The 25392-nt window shown below is 65.8% G+C and carries 24 protein-coding genes and 1 pseudogene; 14 read left to right on the plus strand and 11 right to left on the minus strand.

Annotated features, from left to right (window positions below; genetic code table 11):
* Positions 1-74: 74 nt before the first annotated feature.
* A complete protein-coding gene (locus tag RZE79_RS31125) occupies positions 75-305 on the plus strand; it encodes a hypothetical protein (protein WP_319362102.1) in 231 nt (76 codons plus the stop codon).
* On the plus strand, positions 263-1558 hold the full coding sequence (locus tag RZE79_RS31130; RefSeq protein WP_319362103.1) for a cyclopropane-fatty-acyl-phospholipid synthase family protein: 1296 nt from the start codon (positions 263-265) through the stop codon (positions 1556-1558). The genes RZE79_RS31125 and RZE79_RS31130 overlap by 43 nt, the downstream gene beginning before the upstream one ends.
* Before the next feature lie 243 nt (positions 1559-1801).
* Here the strand turns inward: RZE79_RS31130 and RZE79_RS31135 are convergent, their stop codons facing one another.
* The 3 genes from RZE79_RS31135 to RZE79_RS31145 all read right to left on the minus strand — a co-directional run bounded on the left by RZE79_RS31135 (position 1802) and on the right by RZE79_RS31145 (position 5189).
* The gene (locus RZE79_RS31135; RefSeq protein ID WP_319362104.1) at positions 1802-4108 is read right to left on the minus strand and encodes a copper-translocating P-type ATPase; all 2307 of its coding nucleotides are present in this window, start codon (positions 4106-4108) and stop codon (positions 1802-1804) included.
* A 413-nt stretch (positions 4109-4521) separates the two neighbouring features.
* Entirely contained in the window at positions 4522-4701 is a 180-nt protein-coding gene (locus tag RZE79_RS31140) for a DUF2933 domain-containing protein (RefSeq protein WP_319362105.1), read from the minus strand.
* Positions 4702-4775: 74 nt separating this feature from the next.
* The gene (locus RZE79_RS31145) at positions 4776-5189 is read right to left on the minus strand and encodes a hypothetical protein (RefSeq protein WP_319362106.1); all 414 of its coding nucleotides are present in this window, start codon (positions 5187-5189) and stop codon (positions 4776-4778) included.
* 192 nt (positions 5190-5381) lie between these two features.
* Here RZE79_RS31145 and RZE79_RS31150 point away from each other — a divergent pair, with 192 nt between their 5' ends.
* The 5 genes from RZE79_RS31150 to RZE79_RS31170 all read left to right on the plus strand — a co-directional run bounded on the left by RZE79_RS31150 (position 5382) and on the right by RZE79_RS31170 (position 11199).
* Entirely contained in the window at positions 5382-5663 is a 282-nt protein-coding gene (locus RZE79_RS31150; protein ID WP_319362107.1) for a DUF5676 family membrane protein, read from the plus strand.
* A gap of 160 nt (positions 5664-5823) precedes the next feature.
* Positions 5824-6666, plus strand: coding sequence for a universal stress protein (locus RZE79_RS31155; protein WP_319362108.1), 843 nt, complete (start codon positions 5824-5826; stop codon positions 6664-6666).
* Position 6667: 1 nt separating this feature from the next.
* Positions 6668-7099 carry an exopolysaccharide biosynthesis protein gene (locus tag RZE79_RS31160; RefSeq protein WP_319362109.1) on the plus strand — a complete coding sequence of 144 codons (432 nt, stop codon included), beginning with the start codon at positions 6668-6670 and terminating at the stop codon, positions 7097-7099.
* 61 nt (positions 7100-7160) lie between these two features.
* Positions 7161-9647: a cation-translocating P-type ATPase gene (locus RZE79_RS31165; protein ID WP_319362110.1), complete on the plus strand. Its 2487-nt coding sequence runs from the start codon at positions 7161-7163 to the stop codon at positions 9645-9647.
* Between the two features lie 22 nt (positions 9648-9669).
* A complete protein-coding gene (locus RZE79_RS31170; protein ID WP_319362111.1) occupies positions 9670-11199 on the plus strand; it encodes an AAA family ATPase in 1530 nt (509 codons plus the stop codon).
* A 4-nt stretch (positions 11200-11203) separates the two neighbouring features.
* Here the strand turns inward: RZE79_RS31170 and RZE79_RS31175 are convergent, their stop codons facing one another.
* Positions 11204-11710, minus strand: a complete 507-nt coding sequence (locus RZE79_RS31175) for a universal stress protein (RefSeq protein ID WP_319362112.1) — start codon at positions 11708-11710, stop codon at positions 11204-11206.
* A 166-nt stretch (positions 11711-11876) separates the two neighbouring features.
* Between RZE79_RS31175 and RZE79_RS31180 the strand changes: the two genes are divergently transcribed.
* Positions 11877-12479 carry a hemerythrin domain-containing protein gene (locus RZE79_RS31180; RefSeq protein WP_319362113.1) on the plus strand — a complete coding sequence of 201 codons (603 nt, stop codon included), beginning with the start codon at positions 11877-11879 and terminating at the stop codon, positions 12477-12479.
* 30 nt (positions 12480-12509) lie between these two features.
* Here RZE79_RS31180 and RZE79_RS31185 read toward each other — a convergent pair whose 3' ends face one another.
* Positions 12510-14225, minus strand: a complete 1716-nt coding sequence (locus RZE79_RS31185) for a PHA/PHB synthase family protein (protein ID WP_373696597.1) — start codon at positions 14223-14225, stop codon at positions 12510-12512.
* 110 nt (positions 14226-14335) lie between these two features.
* On the opposite strand from RZE79_RS31185, the gene RZE79_RS31190 reads away from it, so the two are divergent.
* Entirely contained in the window at positions 14336-14782 is a 447-nt protein-coding gene (locus tag RZE79_RS31190; RefSeq protein ID WP_319362115.1) for a hypothetical protein, read from the plus strand.
* 54 nt (positions 14783-14836) lie between these two features.
* Here RZE79_RS31190 and RZE79_RS31195 read toward each other — a convergent pair whose 3' ends face one another.
* The 3 genes from RZE79_RS31195 to RZE79_RS31205 form a co-directional block, all read right to left on the minus strand.
* Complete coding sequence (locus tag RZE79_RS31195) at positions 14837-15211, minus strand: TraR/DksA family transcriptional regulator (RefSeq protein WP_319362116.1); 375 nt, start codon at positions 15209-15211, stop codon at positions 14837-14839.
* A 64-nt stretch (positions 15212-15275) separates the two neighbouring features.
* Complete coding sequence (locus RZE79_RS31200; RefSeq protein ID WP_319362117.1) at positions 15276-16649, minus strand: trypsin-like peptidase domain-containing protein; 1374 nt, start codon at positions 16647-16649, stop codon at positions 15276-15278.
* 166 nt (positions 16650-16815) lie between these two features.
* Positions 16816-17343 (minus strand): flavodoxin, encoded by a 528-nt coding sequence (locus tag RZE79_RS31205; RefSeq protein WP_319362118.1) that lies wholly within the window; start codon positions 17341-17343, stop codon positions 16816-16818.
* 192 nt (positions 17344-17535) lie between these two features.
* On the opposite strand from RZE79_RS31205, the gene RZE79_RS31210 reads away from it, so the two are divergent.
* The 5 genes from RZE79_RS31210 (at position 17536) to RZE79_RS31230 (ending at position 21207) form a co-directional block, all read left to right on the plus strand.
* Complete coding sequence (locus tag RZE79_RS31210; RefSeq protein WP_319362119.1) at positions 17536-17958, plus strand: universal stress protein; 423 nt, start codon at positions 17536-17538, stop codon at positions 17956-17958.
* On the plus strand, positions 17959-19368 hold the full coding sequence (locus tag RZE79_RS31215; RefSeq protein WP_319362120.1) for a trypsin-like peptidase domain-containing protein: 1410 nt from the start codon (positions 17959-17961) through the stop codon (positions 19366-19368). It begins immediately after the preceding gene.
* Between the two features lie 98 nt (positions 19369-19466).
* Positions 19467-19853 carry an NUDIX domain-containing protein gene (locus RZE79_RS31220; RefSeq protein ID WP_319362370.1) on the plus strand — a complete coding sequence of 129 codons (387 nt, stop codon included), beginning with the start codon at positions 19467-19469 and terminating at the stop codon, positions 19851-19853.
* A gap of 350 nt (positions 19854-20203) precedes the next feature.
* Positions 20204-20410: a polysaccharide deacetylase gene (locus RZE79_RS31225; protein WP_319362121.1), complete on the plus strand. Its 207-nt coding sequence runs from the start codon at positions 20204-20206 to the stop codon at positions 20408-20410.
* Between the two features lie 230 nt (positions 20411-20640).
* Positions 20641-21207, plus strand: a complete 567-nt coding sequence (locus RZE79_RS31230; RefSeq protein WP_319362122.1) for a DUF1003 domain-containing protein — start codon at positions 20641-20643, stop codon at positions 21205-21207.
* A 295-nt stretch (positions 21208-21502) separates the two neighbouring features.
* Here RZE79_RS31230 and RZE79_RS31235 read toward each other — a convergent pair.
* From RZE79_RS31235 to RZE79_RS31245, 3 genes and pseudogenes are all read right to left on the minus strand, one after another.
* Positions 21503-21676, minus strand: a pseudogene (locus RZE79_RS31235) (hypothetical protein); the annotation flags it as partial.
* Between the two features lie 197 nt (positions 21677-21873).
* On the minus strand, positions 21874-24261 hold the full coding sequence (locus tag RZE79_RS31240; protein ID WP_319362123.1) for a phosphoketolase family protein: 2388 nt from the start codon (positions 24259-24261) through the stop codon (positions 21874-21876).
* Entirely contained in the window at positions 24258-25355 is a 1098-nt protein-coding gene (locus RZE79_RS31245) for an acetate/propionate family kinase (RefSeq protein WP_319362124.1), read from the minus strand. Before RZE79_RS31245 ends, RZE79_RS31240 begins: the two co-directional genes overlap by 4 nt.
* Positions 25356-25392: the final 37 nt, after the last annotated feature.

Raw genomic sequence — 25392 nt, forward strand, 5'->3', positions numbered from 1 at the left:
CTTTGCTTGATGTGCGTCAAGCGCTCCCGAGAGCGAATTTCTAAGATCGGTTCCTCTTTCCGGAGACATCTCGTATGGCCAACAGTGATTTTTCGACGACACCGATGCAGCCGGCGCCCTTCGGTGCAGGCATCTTTCAGGTGATGATGGACCTGCAGATGGCTGCTGCTAAGAGCGCATGGCTGGTGCAGCGCCAGCAATGGGAGGCGATGGGCGCCTGGCAGCATTCGATCGCCGCCGTGCAACGTGAGCTCATGGATCAGTGGATCTGCCGCTTTGGAGGCGGCGTGCCGTTGGACGGCTAGACGCAGCCGAGGCTGCAGGCGATTCCATGATGCTGTCTCTTGCCTTGCACAACCTGCTCGATGGCATCGGCGAGCGCGCCGCCACACGCTTTGCCGTCGTCATGCCCGACGGCCGCCGTTTCGACGTCGGTACGGGCGCACCGGTCTTCACGCTGAGGTTTCACACCGAGGCGGCGCTGTTTGCCACCGCCTCGCGGGGCCACATGGGGTTGATGCAGGCCTACTTCGACCAGGAGCTCGACGTCGAGGGCGATTTCGGTGCCGCCCTGGCCGCGGGGATGGCCGCAGGTGTCGACCAGCAGGCCGGTGCGCTCAACAGCATCGAGAACGGCCTGCATGAGCTGCGCCACTTCAACCGCGACCCGGTCCAGGCCAAGGCCAACGCCCGCGTGCACTACGGCTTGGGCACAGGCTTTTACCGTCCTTGGCTCGACGATCCCCTGATGATGTCCACCTGCGGCTACTGGCCTGAAGGCACCCGCAACCTGGAGGAGGCCCAGCGCCACAAGATCGACCATGTGTGCCGCAAGATCCTGCTCAAGCCCGAAGACCGCTTCATCGACATCGGCTGCGGATTTGGCGGCTTCATGTTCCGGGCGCAGGAAAAGATCGGCGCCACGGGCATGGGGCTGAACACCACCACCGAGCAGGTCGAGTGGTTGCGCGACGAGATCGAGCGACGCGGGCTGGAAGCTTCGTTGCAGGTGCGCGAAGCCGATTTCCGCGATGTCGATGAGCAGTACGACAAGGTGGTTTCCATCGGTACGCTGGAACACGCGGGCCGCGATCAGTTGCCCGAAGTGATCAGGGCGCACGCGCAGTTCCTCAAGCCCGGTGGGTTGGGCATCGTGCACTTCATCGGCCATATAGGGCGCTTCGAGACGGAGCTGTTCATTCGCAAGCACGTGTTTCCTGGTGGCTGGATTCCCAGCCTGGCGGATGTGATCGTGGAAATGGAGCGCAGTGGCCTGGAGGTGCTGGACATCGAGAACCTTCGCCGACACTACGCGCCCACGCTTGACGCCTGGGCCCTGCGATTCGAGGCGCATTGGCCCGCGATACAGGCCCTGGACCCGCAACGCTTTGACGAGCGATTTCGTCGCATCTGGCGCACGTACCTGATCGGCTGTGCCGAGATGTTTCGCTCGCCGGCAGGCTATACCCACGTGTTCCAGATCGTCTTCAGCAAGGGCAACGTCACGCCGCAAGGCTACCCGATGGGCCGGGAGCACCTGTATGGGCCCGAGCGCTGAGCGCCTGGCCCACGAGGCGCGAAGGAGCCGCCTTCTGGCGCCGTTGCAGGAGGCAGATGTAGCCAGCACGGCGCCGATTGCATCCCCGAACCTGGGCCAACGAACTGCCGATGAAGCGCGTGTCTTCCGGCAACAGGGACGGCCGCAGAAAGATGAAGTAGAACCCAAGGCAGACGAGCCACACGCCGCAAGAAGCAATCAGCCATTCCGGCCATCCGCACCGGGAGGCGGCGTGCATCGCAGCTACTCCACCTTCACTGTCCGAAGTCGGAGCGCGTTGCCGATCACGCTGACCGACGACAGTGCCATCGCCGCGGCGGCAACGACCGGCGAGAGGAGCACACCGAAGAAAGGGTAGAGTACCCCTGCCGCAAGCGGGATGCCGGCCACGTTGTAGGCGAACGAGAGGAACAGGTTCTGGCGGATGTTGCGCATGACAGCGTGCGACAGCGTCCTCGCGCGAACGATGCCCATCAGGTCGCCCTTGAGCAGCGTGATGCCAGCGCTTTCCATCGCCACGTCGGTGCCGGTGCCCATCGCGATGCCGACCGTGGCGGCGGCCAGCGCCGGCGAGTCGTTGACGCCGTCGCCGCCCATGGCCACGACCCGGCCCTCTTTCATCAAGCGTTGCACGACCGCGACTTTGTCCTCGGGGAACACCTCGGCAACGACTTCATCGATACCCAACTGCTTGCCCACAGCTTCGGCCGTTGTCTTGCCATCGCCCGTGAGCATGACGATGCGAATACCCGCAGCCTTCAGCAGCTGGAGCGCCTGGGGCGTTGTGGCCTTGATGGGATCGGCGATTGCGACAAAGCCGGCGAGCTTGCCATTGACGCCGACGAAGATGACGGTGGCTGCCTTGGCGCGCTGCTTTTCCGCAGCCTGGTTCAATGGCGCCGATTCAATGCCACTCTCGGCCAGGAACTTCGCGCTGCCCGAGACCACGCACTGACCATCGACCCTGCCGACCACACCCTTGCCGACCGGCGAGTCGAAGTCCGTGACGGTTGACAGGTTCAGCTTGCCCTCCTGCGCCGCATTCACGATGGCCAGGGCCAATGGGTGTTCGCTGGCCCGTTCGACGCTCGCGAGTTTTTGCAGCACATCGTCCTTGCCAAAGCCCTCGGCCGGTTCGATGTGGACCACTTTCGGGCGACCCTCGGTCAGCGTTCCAGTCTTGTCGAGCACCAGCGTATCGACTTTTTCCATGCGCTCGAGCGCTTCAGCGTCGCGGACAAGCACGCCGTGTTGCGCGCCCTTGCCGACCCCGACCATGATGGACATCGGCGTGGCCAGGCCCAGCGCGCACGGACAAGCAATGATGAGAACGGCGACCGCCGTGATGAGGGCGTAGCTGAACGCCGGCGAGGGGCCCCACGCCAGCCAGACGCCGAACGTGATGACCGCGATCAGGATGACGATCGGCACGAACCAGCCCGCCACCTGGTCTGCCATGCGCTGGATGGGCGCACGGCTGCGTTGGGCCGCCGCCACCATGTGAACGATTTGCGAGAGCAGCGTATCCGCGCCGACCTTCTCTGCGCGCATCACGAAGCCCCCGGTCTGGTTGAGCGTTCCAGCGGTCACCTTGGAGCCCACCGATTTTGCGACGGGAATGGGTTCGCCCGTGACCATCGACTCATCGACGTTGCCTTTGCCGTCGGTGAGCTCACCGTCGACCGGGACCTTCTCGCCAGGCCGCACGCGCAGGAGGTCGTGGACCTGGATGGCATCGACCGGAACGATTTCGTCCGAACCGTCGGCCTTCACCTTGACCGCGGTCTTCGGAGCAAGCCCGAGCAGGGCCTTGATGGCCCCGGACGTCTTCTCGCGCGCTCGAAGCTCTAGTACCTGGCCCAGCAGCACCAACACCGTGATCACTGCCGCAGCCTCGAAGTAGACTTGAACGGCGCCGCCTTGCAGCCGAAGATCGGCTGGAAACAGCCCGGGTGCGACGGTCCCGACGATGCTGTAGATCCAGGCCGCTCCTGTGCCCAACGCGATGAGCGAGAACATGTTCAGGCTTCGGTTCTTTACCGATGCCACCGCACGCATGAAGAAGGGCCAACCTGCCCACAGCACGACCGGTGTTCCCAGCAGCAGTTGCACCCAGTTCGAGGCCTGCTGCGCGATAAGGTGGTGGATATTGAAGAGGTGTCCGCCCATCTCCAGGGCAAAGACCGGCACCGTGAGCGCCATGCCGATCCAGAACCGCTTCGTCATGTCTCGCAGCTCGGGGCTCTCGCCTTGCTCTGCCGTCGCCAGCGCCGGCTCGAGCGTCATCCCGCAAATGGGGCAGTTGCCCGGTCCCATCTGCCGCACCTGAGGGTGCATCGGGCAGGTGTACTCGACCTGCCCCTGGCCGCCCCCGCCTGCCGGCCTGGCGGCAGCGGGCGGATGGGTGTGGTGGCTGTGGCCATGGTGAGCACCGTCCATCACGGTGCCGTCTGGCATGACGTGCTGACCTGCGTGAGGTCGTCCGTCCGGCACCGGTGTCGTCGAGTGCGGGCTGATGGGGTCATGGGTCGTTATGCTATGGGCTTTCATCGCGCTCTCCTGTTCTTGTGGCTAGTTTCAACCTTCCAATGGTTGGAAGGTCAAGAGGCTCCATCGAAATGCCAATACCGCGGCAATTCAGGGGGCCACCACTGGCCAGAGCTACCCAGCACAACCAGATCAGCAGCTGCTCCCGCCAGGCCGGTGGACTTTCGCGGCCTTCGAGCCGGTACTTCAGTGTCATTCCCGCGCCATGGACCGCCAGACCCACGCTGAGCAGTGGGGCAGCGTAGGGCCAGAATGGCTTTTGGGGCAATAGCGTCAGGCCGGCACCCCAAACCAATGGCGCCAGGGCCGAGCACGGTCGTCTTTCGAGAAGTTCGGGACGAACCGCGGCGTGGCAGCAGCGTAATCGCGCCATGCGTCGCCGAACGCGGTTCCCGAGTCGCGCTCCCCGGAGATGGCTAACCGTACATACATCGCCGCGAGCACTGGGAACATCGCCAGTGCCGGGAGCGTGGGTGCATGAAGATGTGCATCAGCGGACACGCCAGCAGAAGCGCGAACGGCAAGACGCCCAGTACATAGGCGCGGTGTTCGGTGAACAGAAGAAAGCCGACGACTGCTGAGACGACGAGCAGCACAACGCCCCAGCGTGAGCGCCAGAACGGGGCGCGTAGTCCATATCGTCCATGGCCTTGTTCCTTGTGGTCGACGGCTACCTGGCCGCTGGCGTCTTCATCCCGTCGCGGTCCATCATCATCTGCATCATCATTTCCATCATGTCCATGCGCTTGCCCATCATCTCGGGAGACATGCGCGCGCCGCCTTTGCCGTCAGGAGCGTTCATTTGGCCCATCATCGCCATGCCGTCCTGCATGGCCTTCATGTGTTCGTTCATCAACGCCTGGCGTTCGTCCGGCGTCTTCGCGGCCATCATCTTTTCGTGCATCGCCTGCATGGACTTCATCTGCATCTCCATCTGAGCAAGTGGCACTTTGGGCGCCTTCGATGCCCCAGGCGCGGGCGCTGCGACGTTCGCAGGGTGATGGGCCGCATGGTCCTGCTTGGATTGCGCCAGTGCGCCGCCTGATAGCGCTGCGGCGATGGTGAGGAGAAGAACTGAGCGCATAGAGGACCTCCGGCTTGTTGACTAAGTTTCGCGGCATCCAGCGCTGCGCAGCTTGCGCTAGGTCAAGGCAGGAGGCTCGCTGCGCGCCTAGATTGGCTTAGAGGCATTCCCCCCTCCAAGTAGAGGTCCATGAACTCCACATAGCCTTTGATTCGGGAGAGCAGCGCCCCGTCAGACGCGCTTCGCACAGGGGTGGCACTGGCCGCCACCGTGGCGGTTTTCTACGCCCTGCGCACCCTGGCCTGGCTCGCTGCACCTGGCCCGTTTCTGAGCTTCATGAAAAGCCTGTTCCACGGCATGGACTTCTCCGTCCTCCTTCGGCCGTCGTCTTTTGCGGTGGGCGGTTTTGTCGAAGCCTTGCTCGTGATGAGCCTGTGGGCGTTCCTGCGGGCTCCTTCCTTGGATGGCTGCGCCCGCGTCTCGGCGCGTAGGCGCTTTCAGCGCGTGTTGTTCCGTGACAGTGCCTGCCGCTGACTCCAGACGCCGAGCGAGCCTGCGAATGGTGACGGCCCTGGTGGAAATTTTCTCATCGCAGGCTTGATCACCGTCAATGCGTGCGCGGCCCCGGTGCCTGAACATGGGTCGCACGTTCACTTCGCGTCGTCCACGGCGCCTCACCGCTCGGGGAGTTCCCATGAATTTCAAGACCATCCTCGTCCATCTGGACCATTCGGTGCGCAACCCCGTGCGCGCCACGATGGCCGCACGATGGGCGCGGGCGCACGGCAGCCACCTGGTCGGACTGCTGCCCACCGGCCTGGACGACGGCGTGATTCCCGCCGGCGCCATCGCCACCGGCATGACCGACTACATCGCCGCGTCGGCCGACTATTTGCGCCGACGCGCTGAAACGGTCGCCCGGGAGTTCCGCGAGGCCATCGCCGAAGCCGGCCCCATGTCCTACGAGGTGCGGCAGGTAGAGGGCGCCACGGTGGACGCCGTGGTGCGCTGCGGCCGCGTGAGCGACCTCGTGGTGCTCGGGCAAAGCGACGACTCGAACAAGCGGGACACCATCGTTCGCGCGCTGCCCGAGCACGTCCTGATGGACGTGGGCCGGCCGGTGCTGGTCGTGCCTTCATCCGGCACATTCGATGCGCTGCCCGAGCGCATCGTCGTGGCCTGGGACGGCTCGCGCGAATCCGCCGTGGCCGTGCAGATGGCGTTGCCGGCGTTGCGCCGCGCTGCACGGGTTACGCTCGTGTCGCTGCGACACCCGCGCGATGAGGACAACGCGCAGCGGTTGCTGGCGTCGGACATGCTCCAGTACCTGCTGCGCCATGGCGTGCAAGCGCGCGCCGAGGCGCAGGTGACCGAGATCGACATCGCGCAAGCGCTGCTGTCGCGAATTGCGGACCTGAGCGCGGACCTGCTCGTGATGGGCGGCTATGGCCATTCGCGCCTGCGCGAGCGCGTTCTCGGCGGCGTGACGCGGCAAGTCCTCACGCAGATGAGCGTCCCGGTCATAATGGCGCACTGAAATGTCCGCTCGCGCCGACGCCTGGCTCGACAGCCTGGGACGTCTGGTGCGCGACACGGGCCGAGCACGTGTTCGCGTCGGCGATATCGTGGCCGCCGCCGGGGAGGGCGGCCTGGCCGCGGCGATCCTGATCTTCGCGCTGTCCAATGCGCTGCCTTCGTTGCCGGGCATGTCCAGCGTGCTGGGCGCGCCGCTGCTGGTGTTCGCGGCGCAGATGCTCCTGGGGCGTGTTGCCGGCGGGCTGGGCTGCGTGCTGGCGATGCTGCTGGCGCTTCCACTGCCGCGGGTCAACATTCCGATCGGCATGTCATTGAGTCTGCTGTCCTTCGCGTTGCGCGGCGACGGGCTGGCGGTGCTGCTGGGGTTCGTCGCCGGCATCGTTTCGCTGGTGTTGGCCGCCAGCGTGTGCTGGGGCGCGTGGCTCCTGCTTTGACCCAGGTCAAGGCTGCGGCGCCCGACGGTGGCACGCTGGCCCAAGCCAATGAGGAACCACCGTGCCCGACAACTCGCCCGCAGGCCTGACTGACGAACAAGCCGCGCAGCGCCTGCGCAGCGACGGCCCGAACGTGCTGCCTTCGGCGTCGCGCAAGGGGCTGGCGCGCATCGCCTGGAATGCGCTCACGCAGCCGATGTTCCTGCTGCTGCTGGCCACCGCATCACTGTATGCGGTGCTTGGCAATCTGGGCGATGCCGGCATGCTCATGGTCTCGGTGCTGTTGGTGGGAGGACTGTCGATCTACCAGGAGCAGCGCACCGAGCGCGTGCTCGAAGCGCTGAAGGATCTGTCCAGCCCCCGTTGCGCGGTCGTGCGCCAGGGGCGCGTACTGCACATCGCCAGCAGCGAACTGGTGCGCGGCGACCGCCTGCTCGTGAACGAAGGCGACCGGTTGTCCGCCGATGCGCGCATTCTCGAGGCCGTCGGGCTGCTGGTCGACGAGTCCCTGCGCACCGGTGAGTCAGTGCCCCAGGGCAAGCATGCGCACGGCGGTGGTGACGACAAGGGCGACAGCAACCGCCTCTTCGCGGGCAGCCTGGTCGTGCGCGGTGACGGCACTGCCGAGGTGACGGCCACCGGTGCCCACACGGCGCTGGGCAGCATCCATCACTCGATCGCGCAGCTCGCGCCCCGTGCCAGCCGGCTGCAGGATGAACTGCGTCGACTCGTGGGGCGTGTCGCATGGCTTGCGGCCTTCACCTGTCTGGTCGCGGCCACGGTGTTCGCACTGCGCGAAGGCTCCTGGACGCAGGGCCTGCTGGTCGGGCTGACGCTGGCGATGTCGCTGATCCCGGAGGAGTTCGCCGTTGTCTGGAGCGTGATGCTGGCGCTGGGTAGCTGGCGGCTCGCAAAGTCGAACGTGCTGACCCGTCAGCCGCAGGCCATCGAGGCGCTGGGCACCACCACGGTCCTGTGCGTGGACAAGACGGGAACGCTGACGCACAACCGCATGGCGCTGGCGCTGCTGCATGACGGTGAGGCGCAGTGCAACCCGGGTGTGCATGCCGCGCCCCCGCGCTTTCACGATCTGCTGACCGGCGCGCTGCACGCGAGCAGCACGGGCGGGATCGAGCCCATGGACCATGCGGTACGGGTCGCCGCACAAGCGGCCGGCCTGGGCGGCGTCGCGGGCTGGGCACCCGGGGCGCACCGGGGCATCCGCGACGGGTCGCCCTATGTCGTGCACTGGTGGCACGTGGCCGGCGAGCGCGACCAGACGGTCGCGGTCAAGGGGGCGGTGGAGGCGGTGCTCGCGCTTTGCGATGCCGATCCGGCGCGCATGCAGCGACTGCGCGAGACCGCCGATCGTTGGAGTGCGACGGGCCTTCGGGTGCTCGCGGTGGCCCAGGGACATGCCGCACAGGCCGGCGACGACGCCGGGTTGCCTGCAGGGATTTCCCTGGCGCCGCTGGGCCTGCTCGGTTTCATGGACCCCTTGCGCGAGGAGGTGCCCGGCGCCATCGACCAATGCCGGCGCGCTGGCGTGCGCGTGGTCATGATCACGGGCGACGCGGCCCTCACGGCCCGGGCGATCGCACGGCAGGCCGGAGTGGTCGAAGGCAGTGAGGCGCAAGTACTGACCGGCAACGCACTGGCCGCCATGGACGACGAGGCGTTGCGCCGCTGCGTGCGCGAGGTGCAGGTCTTCGCGCGGGTCGACCCGGCGCAGAAACTGCGCATCGTGCGGGCATTGCAGCAGCAGGGCGATGTCGTGGCGATGACCGGTGACGGCGTCAACGACGCACCCGCGCTCAAGGCGGCTGACATCGGCGTGGCGATGGGCCAGCGCGGCACCGATGTCGCGCGCGAAGCGGCCTCGCTGGTGCTGCTGGACGACAATTTCGCCTCGCTCGTGGAGGCGGTGCGCGCCGGCCGGCGCATCTTCACCAACCTGCGCAAGGCGCTTGGGTATCTCTTCGCGGTCCATGTACCGATCGTCGGCGTGGCATTGATCCCGGTGGTGATGGGCGGGCCGGTGCTGCTGCTGCCGCTGCATGTGGTGCTGCTCGAGCTGTTGATCGATCCGGCCTGCTCGCTGGTGTTCGAGGCCGAGCCCGCGCCCGACGACAGCATGACCGTGCCGCCGCGGCCGCGCGACGATGCGCTGTTCTCACTGGCCTCGGCGGTGCGCGCGTTCGCGATGGGCGCGCTGGTCTTCATCGGCGTGGTGGCGGTGCAGTGGACCTGCCGCGCGCTGGATGCCACGCCCGAGGAATTGCGCATGGCCAGCCTCGGCTCGATCGTGCTGGGCAACTTGCTGCTGCTCCTGTGGTTCCGCGGGGCGGGCGTTCGGCTTGCGCACACCAACACGGTGTTTCATGCGCTGCTGATCGGCGTGTGCGTGGTCTGGGGGCTGCTAACGGTCGTGCCGGCCGTGGGGAGGGTGTTCGGCCTGCCGGGCGCCTCCTCGCCGTGGGCCCTGTGGGTCGCGTTGCCCGCAGGCTGGGCGCTGTGGCGTCTTTTCGCAGTTTCACGACATCATTGAGCCGAGGACCCGCTACACGAACATGGACACCACCCTGGTCGCTGCTTTGCGCGACGCGCTCCGGCAGGAGACCGGGCAGCTGGTTGAGCTTGTCGAGACGCACATCTCCTGGGTTCTGCTCACGCAGGCGCTCGCCTACAAGCTCAAGAAGCCGGTGCGCCTGCCGTTCCTGGACTTCGGCAGCGTCCAGGCGCGCAAGCACTTCTGCGACGAGGAACTGCGCCTGAACCGTCGCTTCGCGCCCACGTTGTATCTCGATGTGACGCCGGTAGGCGGCACACCCCAAGCACCGCGCATCGGAGGGGACGGTCCCCCGATCGATCATCTGGTGCGGATGCGGCGGTTCGCGGCGTCTTCGCTTTTGGCCGACCTGCTCGCGGCAGACCGACTCCAACCCGCGCAGCTCGATGACTTCGCGCAGTGGCTCGCCGCCTTGCACGGGAGCGCGCAGCGCGCGATGCCGACCTCGGATTTCGGCAACCCGGAGCGGGTCGAGCGTGCCGCGACGGACGTCCTGAACGCGTTGCAGGCACAAGGCAGCGACAGCCGCCTGCCCGCCCTGAAGGCATGGGTGCTGGCGCAGAGCCAGGCGTTGCGCATGGCCTGGGTCGCCCGTCAGCACGGCGGGTCGGTGCGCGACTGCCACGGCGACCTGCACCTGGCCAACGTGGCCCTGCTCGACGGCCAGCTCGTGCCCTTCGACTGCATCGAGTTCGACCCGGCATTGCGCTGGATCGACGTGATGAGCGACATCGCTTTTCTCACCATGGACCTGAAAGCCCACGGGCGTACGGACCTGGCGTTTCGCTTCCTCGACGCATGGCTGCAGCACAGCGGCGACTACCCCGGTCTGCAGGTATGGCGCTTCTATGAGGTCTACCGGGCACTTGTGCGCGCCATGACCTGCGGGTTGGGGCCGCGCACGCCGCACGAAGCGGCGCGCCCCGACTACGGGGCGTGTGCGGCGCGGTTGGCGCAGCCACCCGAGGGCGGCACGCGCCTGATGATCACGCACGGCTTTTCGGGGTCGGGCAAATCCAGCCTCGCCTTGCAACTGGTGGGCGCGGCGGGTGCCATCCGACTGCGCTCGGACGTCGAGCGCAAGCGCCTGTACGGCCTCGACCCGCTGGCGCGCTCGGCCGATCTCGGGCTGGATCTCTACGACGCGCAAGCGACCCGCGGGACGTTCGATCGACTGCAGGCGGGTGCGCGTGATGCGCTGCTGGCGGGCTATCCGGTGATCGTGGATGCGGCCTTCTTGCGCAGTGGCCAGCGGCACCGCTTCAAGGCGCTGGCCGCAGAACTGCGCGTGCCTTACACCATCCTGGACTGCCGCGCGGACGCGCCCACGCTGTGCCGTCGCGTGGCCGCGCGGGACGCCGCAGGCACCGACGCTTCGGAAGCGGGTATGGCCGTGCTGGAGCGCCAATTGCAAAGCCACGATCCGCTCGAGGCCGACGAGCGTGGCTTGACCATCGAGGTCGCCACGCAGGGTCCTGTGGACATCGCCCCGATCGTGGCGCGCTGGCGCGCTATGGCTGCGGGCGTGTGAGACTTCACTGGCTGGCCAGCACGCCGCTGGGCAGCGTGAACCGCTCGTGCTCGGTCCTGGCCTCCTCGGGGGCGCGCACCAGCAACACCGGCACGGGGGCAATTCGCAGGATGTGTTCCGCGCTGCTGCCCATCACCCATCGCCCCATGCCGCGGCGGCCATGCGTGCCGATCACGATGAGGTCCGCCTTGCAGGCCAGAGCCTCAGCGGCGATCTGGTCATGCACGGTGCCCTTGAAGCGATCGAGCAGCACGGTGTCGACCTGCACGCCTGCCTCGGTCGCTTTTACCCGCGCGGCCTCCAGCAGCTTCAAGGCGCCGCCGCGTAGTTCTTCGAGCCAGTTGCCGGCCATGCCTACGTACGCGTCCATGGTGAGGGCGAACGACAACTCGTCGATGACATGGACCAAGCGCAAGCGCCCGCCGGTCAGCTTCGCCAGCTGGATGGCTTCATCCAGCCCGCGGCTGGATGTGGAACTGCCGTCGACAGGGACAAGAATTCGCTGGTACATGGCTCGACTCCGGTATGTGGAAAGGGGCATTCGAGTATCCGCAGGAAGAGCGCCGCGCGTTTTGATGCCGATCAAGCGCGAAGCTGTTTGCGTGAGGAAATTGATCCGGAATAAGCCTGCGGCGCGCTGAATGCGCCAACCTTGGCGCATGTCCTGAAGGCCTCTCATGACCCACGCCACCGTTCGCATCATTCGCCAGGAGCACGCCGCGCTTTCGGCCATGTTCCGCGCCATCGTCCTGTCGCTCGAGCGGCATCGAAAGAAGGGATCCCTGCCCGACTTTGCGGCGCTGCGCGCCATGCTCTTTTACGTGGACGAGTTCCCCGAGCAGCGTCATCACCGCAAGGAAACCGAGATTCTGTTTCCCAAGCTGCGCGCCAGGACACCGATCTCGCGCGACCTGCTGGACCGGCTGGACTGCGATCACGCCCGCGGCGAGCGCAGGATTCGCGACGTCGAGCACGCGCTGCTTGCGTTCGAGATGCTTGGTGAATCTCGGCGTGAAGCCTTCGAAAAAAAGGTCAGTGACTATGTCGACTTCTACCTGAACCATATGGCGCTGGAAGAGCGCGAGATTTTGCCCCTGGCCGAGCGCGTGCTGAGCGCGAACGACTGGCTGGACCTGGATGAGGCTTTCGCGCAGAACCGAGACTCGATGACCGGGCACGTGCCCGATTTCGAATACAACGCGCTCTTCGCGCTCTTCGCGCTCTTCGCGCGCATCGTGAGCATGGCGCCCGCGCCCATCGGCGCGAGGCGCGCGCCCTGAGTCCGGGCTGGCGTGCGGCCGGTTGCCGGCTCAGCGCGCCAGCACGTACGTTCCCGGCGCGTCGCCCAATGGGGGCAGACCGCGGCGCGGCGCACCCATCGCCGGTGGACGGCGCTTCGGGCTCGAGTGCGCGGCCAGCCATTGCGCCAAGCCGGGCCACCACGATCCTTCGATTTCGGGTGACCTGTCCAGGAAATCGTCGGGCGCGACATAGATGCCGTTCGCCGGGCGCCGCAGTGACCGGTAGCTGCGGTGCGCATGCCCCGGCTCGCTCAGGATTCCCGCGTTGTGGCCTCCTTCGGTCAACACAAAGGTGACCTCGGCGTTGCACATCAGGTTGAACTTGTAGACCGAACGCCAGGGTGCGACGTGATCGGTGCGCGTGCCAAGCAGGAACACCGGCACATCGATGTCGTTCAGCGACACCGGCCGCCCGTGCACCAGATAGCGGCCCCGGGCCAGCGCATTTTCCAGGAAGAGGCTGCGCAGATAGTCTGCATGCATGCGATAGGGCATGCGCGTCCCATCGGCGTTCCACGCCATGAGGTCTGTCATGGGGGGACGTTCTCCCAGGAGGTAATGGCGCACCATCGGCCCCCAGACAAGATCGCCCGGGCGAAGCGCCTGGAAGGCGGCCGCCATCTGCGCCGAGTCCAGGTATCCCTGGCGCGCCATGATGTCTTCCAAAAATGCGAGTTGGCTGTCGTCGATGAACAGTCCGATCTCGCCAGGCTCGGTGAAGTCGGTCTGCGCGGCCAGCAGCGTGAGCGAGGCGAGGCGACCATCATGGTCGCGCGCCATCGCCGCAGCGGCGATGGCCATCAGGGTGCCGCCCAGGCAGTACCCCACCGCGTGCACGCGACGCCGGGGCAAGATGGTGTCGATGGCATCGAGGCTGGCGCTCACGCCCAGGCGCAGGTAGTCGTCCATGCCAAGCTGCGCATCGGCGGCGCCAGGGTTCCTCCAGGAGATCGCAAACACTGTGTGGCCCTGCTCGACGAGGTAGCGGATCAGCGAGTTGTGCGGCGAAAGGTCGAGCACGTAGTACTTCATGATCCAGGCGCTCACGAGCAGCACCGGCTCGGCGTGTACCGTCGGCGTCGTCGGTGCGTACTGGATCAGTTCGACGAGCTCGTTGCGCAGGACCACGGTGCCCGGCGTGAGCGCGACTTCGTGCCCCGGCCTGAACGCCTCGGCGCCCACGGGTGGCAGTCCCAGGACCTGGCGCTGGAGATCCTCCATGCCATGGACGGCGCCGGCGACAAGGTTGGCACCTGCGGTGGCCGCGGTTTTCTTCAGGACCTGCGGGTTGGTTGCGAACATGTTGGCGGGCGAAGCCATCTCGAGCGCCTGCCGCATCGCGAAGTCGACCCACTGTGCATGGTGATGCTGTACGCCGGGAACGCCGCGCGCCAGTGCAAGCAGCCGGTGTCCGGTGGTCTCGAAGGCGTCTCGGTACATGCCAAAGGGCCAGGCGGCCCAGTCGTCGGCGGCGAGCCGGGGATCATGTGCCTGCGCCTGGGCGGGAGGCAACGCATGGCGCAGCGCCAGGCCAACGCCCCGCCCGGGCTGGCTGGCGCAATGCAGGGCCCAGTCGGACCACGCCAGCATCTGCGTCGCCGGTGAAATGCTACCGCCGAGCCGGCCCCAAGCCGCGTGCAAGGTTCGATCGAATTCGTTGGGTTGTTCGGTCACTGCTCTGTCCTTGCGGGAAATTCGCGGCCCCGGTTGTCGGGCAGCGCGCATGGCAGTCTGCAGGGGCGTGCGCCATTTGCCTTGCGCAGCATCAAGGTCTGGTCGGACGCAGCTCCTACGCTGCGGGAACTGTGTCTTTTTTCAACCTGCCGGAGCTGCACATGCCGACCAAGATCGTCGATTTCTCCGCCCGTTCCGAGGTGATTCGGGCTGAACCCTTCCATGCCCACTTCTGGGAATGCACGCCCGCGGAGTTCAGGACCTACCTCGGAAGGCCGCGCGACTTCCTGCGCAAGCTGGGCATCGTGCTGCCGCGCGAATGCCGCATCGAGACGACCATCGAGAACCACGACGGCATGGAAGACCAGGCGCCTGGCTTCGAGAGCGACAGCGGCAACGACACCGTGATCTGCAACATGGGCACCGGCTCTGCGACCCGCTCGTTGTACCGGGTCGTGAGCTACGCGCGCGACGAAGCCTCGACCGGCAACGTCAAGAAGAACTTGCTGCACGGCGTGAGCCGTCAGCAGGCAAGGTACGGCGAAGCATTGGCGTTGCGCGAGGAAACGGGCGTCAAGCCGACGAAGGAAAAGAAGGAAAGGAAGTGAAAGTCCGACGCGAGCCCAAGGATGGCTGAAGGCGGCCATCGACCCCCTGCCGGTTCAATGCTGGCGATGTGCCTCCGCCGCCGCCTGGCACGCCGTGCAGCGGGTGGCCGTGGGCTGGGCCAGCAGCCGCGCACGCGGAATCTCGCGGTCGCAGTCTTCGCAGATGCCATAGCGCCCGCTCGTGAGTCGCGCAATCGAGCGCTCGATCTCTTCGAGCCGGGCGCGATCGACCTCGATCTCGGCCAGGTACACGTCGGCAGCGCGCTCGGCCTCGGCTTCGTCGGCATGGGTCTTCACTTCGTGGACGCCCTCGGCCCATGCAGCACGGGCCGAAGGTGCCGTGGCACGCAGTTCGTCGAGCACCTGTCGTTTCATCGTGTCGAGTTGCTGACGCAGGGCGCGAAGATCGGCGGTATTCAGCTGTCTCATGGTGAGTGTCCTTGCAATGAAATGGTGATGTCGAGGTGAGAGGGCATGGCAAGACTGCGTTCGTTCAGGAGCGGTCGCGCCGAACGGCCGGAAGGCGAACCGCCACATAGGCGAGACGGCGATCGCGCAGCACCAGCAGGGCGACGGTTCCTCCTGGGGATATTTGCGCCAGGCCGCGCGCAAAATCGTCTACGCGATAGAGATTGACCATGTTCAGCGCCACGACGACGTCGCCCGCGCGGATGCCTTCGCTACGTGCCGGGCCCGAGGACTCTCGCACGAGCAGGCCACTGTCGATACGCAACTGCACGCGTTGCAGCGGCGACAGTTCGGCCAGGCTCAGGCCCAGGCCATCGTTCCATTCGGACACCGCCGGCGCGAAGCGGCTTTCGGGCGACGCGGGTTGGGTTCTCAACGACGCCTGGAGCAGGCGGCGGGTGCCTGCGCGCCATACTTCCAGCTGCACGCGGCTGCCCGGCGAGCGTTGGGCGATCTGCTGGGGAAGGTCGGCCAGGCGCGCAAGAGGTTTCCCGTCCAGCGACAGCACCGCATCGCCTTGCGCAAGTCCTGCGGCCTGCGCAGGGCTGTCCGCTTCGACGCGCACGACCAGCGCGCCAGTGGCCGACGGCAGCTCGAAGGATTGGGCCAGGGCCGGGGTCATCTCCTGGAACTGTGCACCCAGGTAGGCACGGTGTACGACGCCGTGTTCACGCAACTGTCCGGCGATGCCCATCGCCAGGTTGATCGGCACCGCAAAGGACAGGCCCATGTAGCCGCCGCTGCCGCTGTAGATCATCGAATTGATGCCCACCACCTCGCCCCGGCTGTTGAAAAGCGGGCTGCCCGAGCTGCCCGGGTTGATGGCGACGTCGGTCTGGATGAAGGGAATGTCGCCCGCCCCGCCCATCACGCGTCCCACGGCGCTGACGACGCCCGCCGTCAGGCTGCCTTGAAATCCGAAGGGCGAACTGATCGCCGCGACCCAGTCGCCGACGCCGAGCGTTGAAGAGTCGCCGATCACGGCCACGGGCAAGGCGGTAGCGTCGATCTTCAGGAGGCCGACATCGGTGCGTTTGTCGACGCCGACCACGCGCGCCGTGAAGCGGCGCCCGTCGTGCAGTAGGACCTGGGCCTCGTCCACGTTCGTGACCACGTGGGCGCTCGTGAGAATCAGCCCGTCGCCATCGATGATCACGCCCGAGGCGAGATCGCGGATCTGGCTGATGCGCGCGCTGGCCGCGAGCGGCCAAGCCAGCCTGTCGGCGAAATCATGCTCGGGGGCGATCTCCAGCTCGATGCTCTCCAGACTCTCGTCTCGTCCGATTCGCAACGTGCTGATGTCGACCACCGAGATGCTGCGGCTCGCGACACGCGATGGAGTGCCGGGCGTGATGTCGCAAGCGCGCTGCGGCGCGGCCGCTGGCGCGAGTGGCGTCACGAAGGAGGGCGCAGGCGAAGCGGGGGCCGACGCCGGGCCAGGAGGACCCACGGCGGCGCATGCAGCGAGCAGACATGCGCTTGCGAAAGCACAGGCCAGGCGGGTGGCGCGATGCATCGCATCCGCGCGAAGGAGTCGGGTGGTCACGCCGGTTCGCATCCCGCTTTCAGATCGATTGCGGCGACAAGGCGACAGGACGCACCGCGTCGGACGCGTTCTGGGCGCCGCCCACCGCGGTGCCGAAGGCCTGCACGCGCGCCGCGCAGCTGCCGTCATCGACCTCGCGCATCGTGACAGCGCAGCTCAAGATCGGTGCGCGCCCCAGGAGCCTGCCGATCTCGGCGGCGGCGTTCGGAGCACCTTGGCCGCCCATGACGGAGAGCACGGCGACATCAGGCAAGCGGTTGCGCTGGCGCGCGACGAAGCTGCGCATGGGTCCGGCCAGTTGCAGCATCCAGATCGGAGAGACCAGCACGACCGCGTCGAAGTCACTGGGCGGCGGTCCGTCATAGTGGATGGCGGGCTGGCGCCGAAAGAACGAGTCGAGCACGCAGCGCCAGCTGCCCAGGGCGCCGCTGCGCGAGCGCACGTCGGTGATCTCGGCCAAGGGCCAGCCTTGTTGGCTGCACAGAAGTTCGGCGGCCCGACGGGAAGTTCCGGTGTAGGAGTACACGATGACCAGGACGTTGTTCATGGCTGCCTCTGTGTGTTTCAGGCAATCAATGTAGGCAGCGAAACGGGCCGCCACCTTGCGCTGAATCAAGAAGGCCTGCTGCAGCGCAGACACCCCGCACACCTGCGATTTTCTTGACGTGACGCAAGGCGAACCCGAGGTCTCGTGGCGACCATTCGTGCACTGGAGGGTATCGCCGTCCATGGAGCCGATATGAAAATCCTGCTCGCCGTCGACGGCAGCGACTACACGCGCCGCATGCTGTCTTACCTGACCGGCCACAAGGAATGGAAGAACGCGGCCCATACCTTCACGGTCTTCTATGCGGTGCTGCCGGTCCCGCATCGGGCCGCGGCCTTCGCGGAGCCCGATATCGTGCATGGCTACTACGAAGACGATGCGCGGGTGGTGCTTGATCCGGTTCGTGCGTTGTTGGCCGAGCACGGCATCGACGCGCGTTTCGAGCACCGCATCGGCCATCCCGCGGCGGAGATCGCGTCCTTTGCTCAGAAGGGGCAATTCGATCTGCTAGTCATGGGATCGCGCGGTCATGGCGCCTTGACCAATCTGGTGCTCGGCTCGGTTGCCACCAAGGTGCTGGCCACGTGCACGGTGCCGGTGCTACTCGTGCGCTGAATGAAAGCCGTCACCCTCGCGCGAGGGACGATTGCGGCGTTCACCGGCGCAATCGCGCTGGTAACCGCCATGCACGCCTGGCCCCAGACGCGCGCATGCCCGGATCGCGCGCTGCCCGCATCGCAAAGCAACGACTTCGTCACAGTGGCCGCGCAGCAGTCGCCCGCGGTGGTGAGCATCACCGTCGTCGGGGCGGGCAGCGAAGGGGCATTCGCGGGCGCCATGCCGCCTTCGGCGCGTGGACCACAAGGCGTGGGGCGCAGTTTCGCCTCAGGATTCATCTTTGAGCGCGACGGCTTCATCCTGACCAGTGCGCATGCGGTCGGGGGGGCACAGGCGATCTCGGTCGCCACCGCCGATCAGCGTCGCTTCGACGCACAGCTGGTGGGGCTGGACCGGCGCACCGACGTTGCGCTGTTGCGTGTTTTTGCATCCGACCTGCCGGTCGTGACCGTCGGGCGCCGCAGCGCGCTGTGCCCGGGCGAAAGAGTCGCCGCGATCGGCGCGCCCTTCGGTTTGGAGCGCAGCTTGACCGCCGGTGTGGTGAGTGCCAATCCACGCTACCTGGCGGGCGGGAACGCAGTGCCGCTCATACAGACGGACGTCACACTCAACCCCGGCAGTTCGGGCAGCCCGCTGTTCGACGAGCGGGGCAATGTCGTGGGCATGAACTCGATGATCTATTCGGCCGCCGATGGTTATTCGGGGCTGTCATTCAGCCTGCCCATCGACACCGCGATGCGCACGGCACAGGAGCTTCGCGCAACGGGACGGGCGACGCGAAGCCATATCGGTGCCCGTACCCAACCCCTGACATCGGAATTGGCGCCGGCCTTTGGCCTCGACGCGGCCGTGGGGGCGTTGGTGGTGCGAGTCGATGCGGACAGCCCGGCCGAGATTGCGGGGTTGCGCAGTGGCGACGTGGTCTTGGCTGTGGGGAACGCCGCAGCAATGCCTTACGCCGAGGTGCAGGAGCGTGTGGCCAGCGCCAGTTCGGGCAGTCGCCTGACACTGCGTGTCTGGCGCCGCAGGGCGGCGTTGCAGATGCAAGTGCGGGTGACTGCCGACGCGTCGGACATCGTGCCAGAGCGCGTCGCGCGCTCCCGGACGCGAGAGGTTTGGTTCGGGCTCGAACTCACGGAGCGCAAAGGCATGCTGGGCGTCAGCCCGTTGGCCCCAGGACTGTATGTGCGGGCGGTGTCCGGCTCCGCTCAACGCGCGGGACTGCGTTTTGGCGATGCATTGATCGCGGTCAACGATGTGCAGGTGGCCGGATTGGCGGATTTCGACGCAGCGATCAGATCTGTTGCGGACAGCGACACGGTGGCGCTACTGATCGCGCGTGGCTCGACCCGAAGCTACGTGCCAATTCTCCCGCGCGTGTCCGGGCGCACGACATTGACACCATGAGGCCGTCGCCATGAAGTCGGTCAGCTGCGGCCTCCTGGTGTTCGATCCTTCTGGAAGTCTGCTGCTCGGCCCATGCGAACGAAAGCCGTTACTGGGACATCCCCAAAGGCGAGGTCGTCGCGCAGGAAGAGGGTGCGCAGACCGCCGTGCGAGAAGCATTCGAAGAATGTGGGCTTGAGCTGCGGCGCGAACAATTGAGGGAGATCGGGCGATTCCAATACCGGCGGGACAAGGAGCTGCGGCTCTTCGCCGTGCTGGTGACGCACTTCGACGCGAAACGCTGCATGTGCTCGAGCTTCTACACGGACCGTCATGGGCGAAGATGCCCTGAGATGAATGGCTTTCGTTGGGCTGCCCTCGAGCTGTTGCCGCAGCTGTGTGCGCCCAGCCTGGTCGCTGTACTGACACGGGCGGTCTCGCTGCCAGCCATCCATGGGCAATTGCTGTACGAGGTGGGTCCCGTCCGTGCGAGCCGCTTGCATTGACTCCTCGTAAGCAGGCGTGCGGCCGCCCGCGCAAGTGCGAGCGCAGGCAGATTCCGCCAGACGTCCCACGACAGCGGCGATGACTCTGCCGGAGTGCCGGACAGAATTCCCGTCGCAAGCCGAAGTGGCGGGATTGGGTCTCTATGGAGATGTACAGCCCTCGCATGTTCTTTCTGAGTGCCCGACAAGCGCGGCGCCAACCTCGCTATCTGACCCAGGGGCAGGCTTGCGGGCAACGCGATCGGCGAAGCTTGCTTGGCGTTGCCGAAGGTCGAGTCCGTGCGTCGTTTTTTATTCGCGGTTGATAAATGTCAACTAAAGGTAACATTTCATGGATCGAGGATCCGCCCATGACCTACGAACAGATCCGCATTCGTTTCGCAGTACCGGCAAAAAAAGGAGCAAGGGTCCGTTTCGGGGGACGGCTAGGCACGGTGGTCAGCTTGCGCGGATGGGTGGTGAAGGTGCGATTCGACGGCACGCATTTCTCCTATCCTTACGATCCGAGAGAACTGGAGTGGCTTGATGCGTTGACGCCCGAGTGCAATCCAGTCTGAATCGGCCCGGCTTTTTGCGGGAGCTCAACGCTTGAGAGGATGGCCGCCCTCTGATCTGGCGCCATGCGCGTATCGATGTCATCCGGCTGTCTGCCCGCGTACGCCGGGTGCAGGGACCCGGGGCCACCCTCTGCTGGTCAGGCACCCGGGCACATGATCCGATCGATCACAATGTTCGCATCCCGGACCCGGCGCCGTCTTGTTCCATGCGTTCAAATCAGGAGGTCTTCATGCATCAACCTGAGGAAATCGCCCAGAAGTTATTGGGCGCCCCCTACGAAGCGCTGGACGAAGCAACCAGGAAGGTCACACGGCATATTGCGCAGCGCACTCCCATCGCACGCAACGTCCCCGGAGACCTCGAGACCAGGAAGCAGGCCTTTGGTCAGCGCGCGGCGGATGCTGTAGCCTCGTTTGGCGGCTCCTGGACTTTTGTCGGGCTCTTCGCCGCAACGATGCTTGTCTGGGTTGTTGTCAACGCCATTCTGTTGACGGTCAACGCGAAAACCTTCGATCCCTATCCCTACATATTGCTCAATCTTTTTCTATCCATGCTGGCAGCCATTCAGGCACCGATCATCCTGATGTCACAGAACCGGCAATCGGAGAAAGACCGCATGCGCGCAGATCACGACTACGAGGTCAATCTGAAGGCAGAGCTAGAGATCATGCTGCTCCATGAAAAGCTTGATTTGTTGCGGGAGAAGCAGTGGGTTGAACTGTTGGAGATCCAAAACAGGCAGTTGGAGCTTTTGACGGCGTTGGCGAAAGGACCGCCGGCTGCCGTGTGGTCTTAGGCGTGCTTTGCTTTGCGAGGCAGGACGCAGGCGCTGCAGTGGCTGGCGGTGTATATGCGGAGTCCTGAGGACGGAAGCAAGTGTCGAGCGCGGTAGCAGCGCGCGGGCATTTGGGTACGTCGCGACAGGTCAACGTATGGATGTAGGCCAATTGCCTTGCATCAATGGCACCGCTGTGCGGCGCATTTGGCCAGTTGATCCCTGGCAATTGACCTGCAAAATCTCCCCAACCTCGACGCATTTCCCCCCGGGATTTCTGGTGAAGGGCCCGGGCAGTGAAGTCGGCGATGGAGCGAGATGAAAGTCGCTTTTCTTGGGGGGCGATCGGGCGCCGCCAGCCGATGTTGCGCGTGACTTTCAACCATTTGGCGTGTTGGTTGAACATCGAATCGATGATGTGGATGAAGGCTTCGTAGCAAGAGAAGAAGCCGTGGCGCCCGGTCAGCAAATAGCCCTCGAGCCAGCCCTGTTGCTGCAGCACCACCACGGCCAGCTTGGTATTCGAATTCGTTGCGTGCACGGTAGCCGGGCGCCGAGTCCGGCAACGCAACGCAACGCATCGATACGCTTTGGCAGTACGCGCCTCAGATCCGCCTCAAGCGGTCGCCGGAGCAGTTGATGGCACAACAAGATGGCTCAAGGGCTCTGAAATCAAACTTGAAGCGATCAGTCCCTTGCAACCTTCTGGGCGCTCCACCGCCACCCCGAGATCTCAGGCATGTCCTCGCCCTTCGTGGTGATGTAAGCCCGATGCGCCAGCAATCGGTCGCGCAGGTGCTGCTGCACATGCGCGGCGCTGTTGGTCATGCGTGGCACGCGGTCGATCGCATCGGCGGCGAGGTGGAAGCGGTCGAGGTGGTTCAGCACCGTCATGTCGAAGGGGGTGGTGGTGGTGCCTTCTTCCTGATAGCCGTGCACATGAAAGCCCCGGTGGTTGGTGCGCTTGTACGTCAGTCGGTGGATCAACGCCGGATAGCCGTGGAACGCGAAGATCACCGGCTTGTCGATCGTGAAGATCGAATCGAACACCGCGTCCGCCAGGCCATGCGGATGCGCTGACGGCGACTCCAGCGCCATCAGGTCGACCACGTTCACGACCCGCACCTTGAGATCGGGCAGGTGCTTGCGCAGCAGATGGACCGCTGCCATGGTTTCGAGCGTGGGCACGTCGCCGGCGCAGGCCATCACCACATCGGGCGCGACACCGGCATCGTTGCTGGCCCAGTCCCAGATGCCCAGACCGACACTGCAATGCCGCACGGCGGCCTCGATGTCGAGCCACTGCGGCGCAGGCGCCTTGCCGGCGACGATCACATTCACGTAGTCGCGGCTGCGCAGGCAATGGTCTGCCACCGACAGCAGCGTGTTCGCGTCCGGCGGCAGATAGACCCGCACCACCTCGGCCTTCTTGTTGACCACATGGTCGATGAAGCCCGGGTCCTGATGGCTGAAGCCGTTGTGGTCCTGCTGCCAGACATGGCTGGTCAAGAGGTAGTTGAGCGAGGCGATCGGGCGCCGCCAGCCGATCTTGCGCGTCACTTTCAACCATTTGGCGTGTTGGTTGAACATCGAATCGATGATGTGGATGAAGGCTTCGTAGCACGAGAAGAAGCCGTGGCGCCCGGTCAGCAAATAGCCCTCGAGCCAGCCCTGGCAGAGGTGTTCACTGAGCACTTCCATCACGCGACCGTCGGGTGCAACGTGGTCGTCGGTCGGCTCGGCGCGTGCCGTCGAAGTTCGGTTGGTCACCTCGAAGATCGCACCCAGACGGTTCGACACGGTCTCGTCCGGGCCCATCACCCGGAAGTTCTGTTGTTCGTCGTTGAGCCACATCACGTCGCGCACAAAACCGCCGAGCACGCGCGTGGCTTCGCCCTGCGAGGCGCCGGGAGACTCAACCGCCACGGCATGGTCGCGGAAGTCCGGCAGCTTGAGATCGCGAAGCAACGCGCCACCGTTGGCGTGCGGATTGGCGCTCATGCGGCGCAGGCCCCGCGGCGCGATGGCCGCGATGTGGGCGTGGAGGGTCCCGTGGGCATCGAACAGCTCCTCGGGCCGGTAGCTGCGCATCCAGTCTTCGAGCAGGCCGATGTGCGCCGGATGCTGCGCAAAGCCGGTCAGCGGCACCTGGTGCGCGCGCTGCGTGCCTTCGATCGGCACACCGTCCACCACCTTGGGCCCGGTCCAGCCCTTGGGCGAACGCAGCACGATCATCGGCCAGCGGTGTCGGCGGGTGAAACCGTCTGCGCGCGCTTCGGTCTGGATCGCGCGGATGACGTCGAGCACTGTGTCGAGCGCCAGCGCCATCGCTCGGTGCATCGTTTCGGGGTCGTCACCTGAAACGAAATGCGGCTCGTGGCCGTAGCCGCGCATCAGCTGCGTCAGCTCTTCGTCGCCGATGCGCGCCAGCACCGTGGGGCCGGCGATTTTGAAGCCGTTGAGGTGCAGGATCGGCAGCACGGCGCCGTCGCGCGTGGGATTGAGAAACTTGTTGGAGTGCCAACTCGCCGCGAGCGCACCGGTCTCGGCTTCGCCGTCGCCAATCACGCAGCACGCGATGAGCTCCGGGTTGTCGAACACGGCGCCGTAGGCGTGCAGCAACGAGTAGCCCAGCTCGCCGCCTTCGTGGATCGAGCCTGGCGTTTCAGGCGCGACATGGCTTGGGATGCCGCCGGGAAAAGAGAACTGGGTGAAGAGCCGCTGCATGCCGGCCGTGTTGAGGCCGACATCCGGGTAGACCTCGCTGTAAGTGCCTTCGAGCCAGGTGTTGGCGACCACGCCGGGACCGCCGTGGCCGGGGCCGGCGATGAAGAGCGTATCGAGGTCGCGTGCGACGATCGCACGGTTCATGTGGGCGTAGATGAAGTTCAGGCCCGGTGTCGTTCCCCAGTGGCCGAGCAGCCGCGGTTTGATGTGCGCAAGTTCCAGCTTCCGATGCAGCAGCGGGTTGTCCATCAGGTAGATCTGGCCGACCGACAGGTAGTTGGCGGCGCGCCACCAGGCGTCGAGCAGGTCGAAGTCTTCGGGCGGGGCGCGTTCAAGTGGTCGGGTCATGGGGCGGCTCCGGTGGTTTGATAAAGGGAAAGAATTTGGCATGCCTCGTCGGCGATCACTTGCTCTTCGTCGGTGTGAATGACGAGTACGGCGACCTGACTGGCTGCGGGATTGGACGCCACGCCGAGCCAGGCGAGGTGGCGACACACGGCGTCGCGCACAGCCGGCTGGTTCTCTCCGATGCCGGCGGTGAAAACGAGCGCATCGAGCCCACCGAGCGTGGTGGCGATGGCGGCCACTTCGCGCGCGATCCGCAGTGCGTACAACGCCAGCGCTTCGCGAGCCTCGGGCGCATCGCTCGCGAGCAGTTTGCGCACGTCGCCCGAAACGCCGGAGAGGCCGAGCAAACCCGAGCGGTGATAGAGCATGTCTTCGACCGTGTCGATTGACTGACCCGGTTGCTTGAGCAGATAGAGCAGCGCGCCGGGGTCCAGCGCGCCGCTGCGTGTGGCCATCGGAATGCCGTCGAGCGTGGAGAAGCCCATGCTGGTCTCGCGGCTGGTGCCATGCAGCAAGCCGCACAGGCTGGCGCCACTGCCCAGGTGCGCGACCACCACGCGGCCCGCGGCAATCCCGGGGTGCTGCTGGCGCAGCTGCGACGCGATGAACTTGTACGACAGGCCATGAAAGCCGTAGCGCTTGATGCCTTGGTCGAACAGCGCGCGCGGGAGCGCGTAGCGGCGCGATGCAGCGCTCTGGCTGCGGTGAAAGGCCGTGTCGAAAGAGGCCGACTGCGGCAGCGCCGGTGCGGCGTGCCGCACCGCATGGATCAGTCGCAGGCTTTGCAGCTGGTGCAGCGGCGCGAGCGGTGCCAGTGCCTCGATGGCGATGAGCGTGTCCTCCGTAATCACCACCGGGCCGCTGAACTCGTCCCCGCCGTGCACGACGCGGTGGCCCGCGGCGACGAGCCGTGCGCCCGGCGCTGCGTCGTCCACCCAATCCAGGGCCTTCGCGATCACGCCGGACAAGGCATCGGGCGTTGCATCGATCGTGCGGCGGGCGAGGGCGCGTGTTGCGCCAGCGTCGATCACGAACAACCCGAGCTTGATCGACGAAGAGCCGGGGTTGAAGGTGAGCATCACATCGCCTGTCATGCGACCATCATGCGCCGATTGCCCCGTCCAAGGTGTC

The organism is Variovorax sp. EBFNA2, from assembly GCF_033802765.1.
In the GTDB taxonomy this organism is placed as follows: domain Bacteria; phylum Pseudomonadota; class Gammaproteobacteria; order Burkholderiales; family Burkholderiaceae_C; genus Variovorax; species Variovorax paradoxus_H.

What these genes read in the sequence shown, in the direction of transcription:
- RZE79_RS31125 (WP_319362102.1), top strand. Translation starts at nt 75, where the DNA reads ATGGCCAACAGTGATTTTTCGACGACACCGATGCAGCCGGCGCCCTTC.
- RZE79_RS31135 (WP_319362104.1), bottom strand. Translation starts at nt 4,108, where the DNA reads ATGAAAGCCCATAGCATAACGACCCATGACCCCATCAGCCCGCACTCG.
- RZE79_RS31145 (WP_319362106.1), bottom strand. Translation starts at nt 5,189, where the DNA reads ATGCGCTCAGTTCTTCTCCTCACCATCGCCGCAGCGCTATCAGGCGGC.
- RZE79_RS31155 (WP_319362108.1), top strand. Translation starts at nt 5,824, where the DNA reads ATGAATTTCAAGACCATCCTCGTCCATCTGGACCATTCGGTGCGCAAC.
- RZE79_RS31160 (WP_319362109.1), top strand. Translation starts at nt 6,668, where the DNA reads ATGTCCGCTCGCGCCGACGCCTGGCTCGACAGCCTGGGACGTCTGGTG.
- RZE79_RS31170 (WP_319362111.1), top strand. Translation starts at nt 9,670, where the DNA reads ATGGACACCACCCTGGTCGCTGCTTTGCGCGACGCGCTCCGGCAGGAG.
- RZE79_RS31175 (WP_319362112.1), bottom strand. Translation starts at nt 11,710, where the DNA reads ATGTACCAGCGAATTCTTGTCCCTGTCGACGGCAGTTCCACATCCAGC.
- RZE79_RS31180 (WP_319362113.1), top strand. Translation starts at nt 11,877, where the DNA reads ATGACCCACGCCACCGTTCGCATCATTCGCCAGGAGCACGCCGCGCTT.
- RZE79_RS31185 (WP_373696597.1), bottom strand. Translation starts at nt 14,225, where the DNA reads ATGCGCGCTGCCCGACAACCGGGGCCGCGAATTTCCCGCAAGGACAGA.
- RZE79_RS31190 (WP_319362115.1), top strand. Translation starts at nt 14,336, where the DNA reads ATGCCGACCAAGATCGTCGATTTCTCCGCCCGTTCCGAGGTGATTCGG.
- RZE79_RS31195 (WP_319362116.1), bottom strand. Translation starts at nt 15,211, where the DNA reads ATGAGACAGCTGAATACCGCCGATCTTCGCGCCCTGCGTCAGCAACTC.
- RZE79_RS31205 (WP_319362118.1), bottom strand. Translation starts at nt 17,343, where the DNA reads ATGAACAACGTCCTGGTCATCGTGTACTCCTACACCGGAACTTCCCGT.
- RZE79_RS31210 (WP_319362119.1), top strand. Translation starts at nt 17,536, where the DNA reads ATGAAAATCCTGCTCGCCGTCGACGGCAGCGACTACACGCGCCGCATG.
- RZE79_RS31215 (WP_319362120.1), top strand. Translation starts at nt 17,959, where the DNA reads ATGAAAGCCGTCACCCTCGCGCGAGGGACGATTGCGGCGTTCACCGGC.
- RZE79_RS31225 (WP_319362121.1), top strand. Translation starts at nt 20,204, where the DNA reads ATGACCTACGAACAGATCCGCATTCGTTTCGCAGTACCGGCAAAAAAA.
- RZE79_RS31230 (WP_319362122.1), top strand. Translation starts at nt 20,641, where the DNA reads ATGCATCAACCTGAGGAAATCGCCCAGAAGTTATTGGGCGCCCCCTAC.
- RZE79_RS31240 (WP_319362123.1), bottom strand. Translation starts at nt 24,261, where the DNA reads ATGACCCGACCACTTGAACGCGCCCCGCCCGAAGACTTCGACCTGCTC.
- RZE79_RS31245 (WP_319362124.1), bottom strand. Translation starts at nt 25,355, where the DNA reads ATGACAGGCGATGTGATGCTCACCTTCAACCCCGGCTCTTCGTCGATC.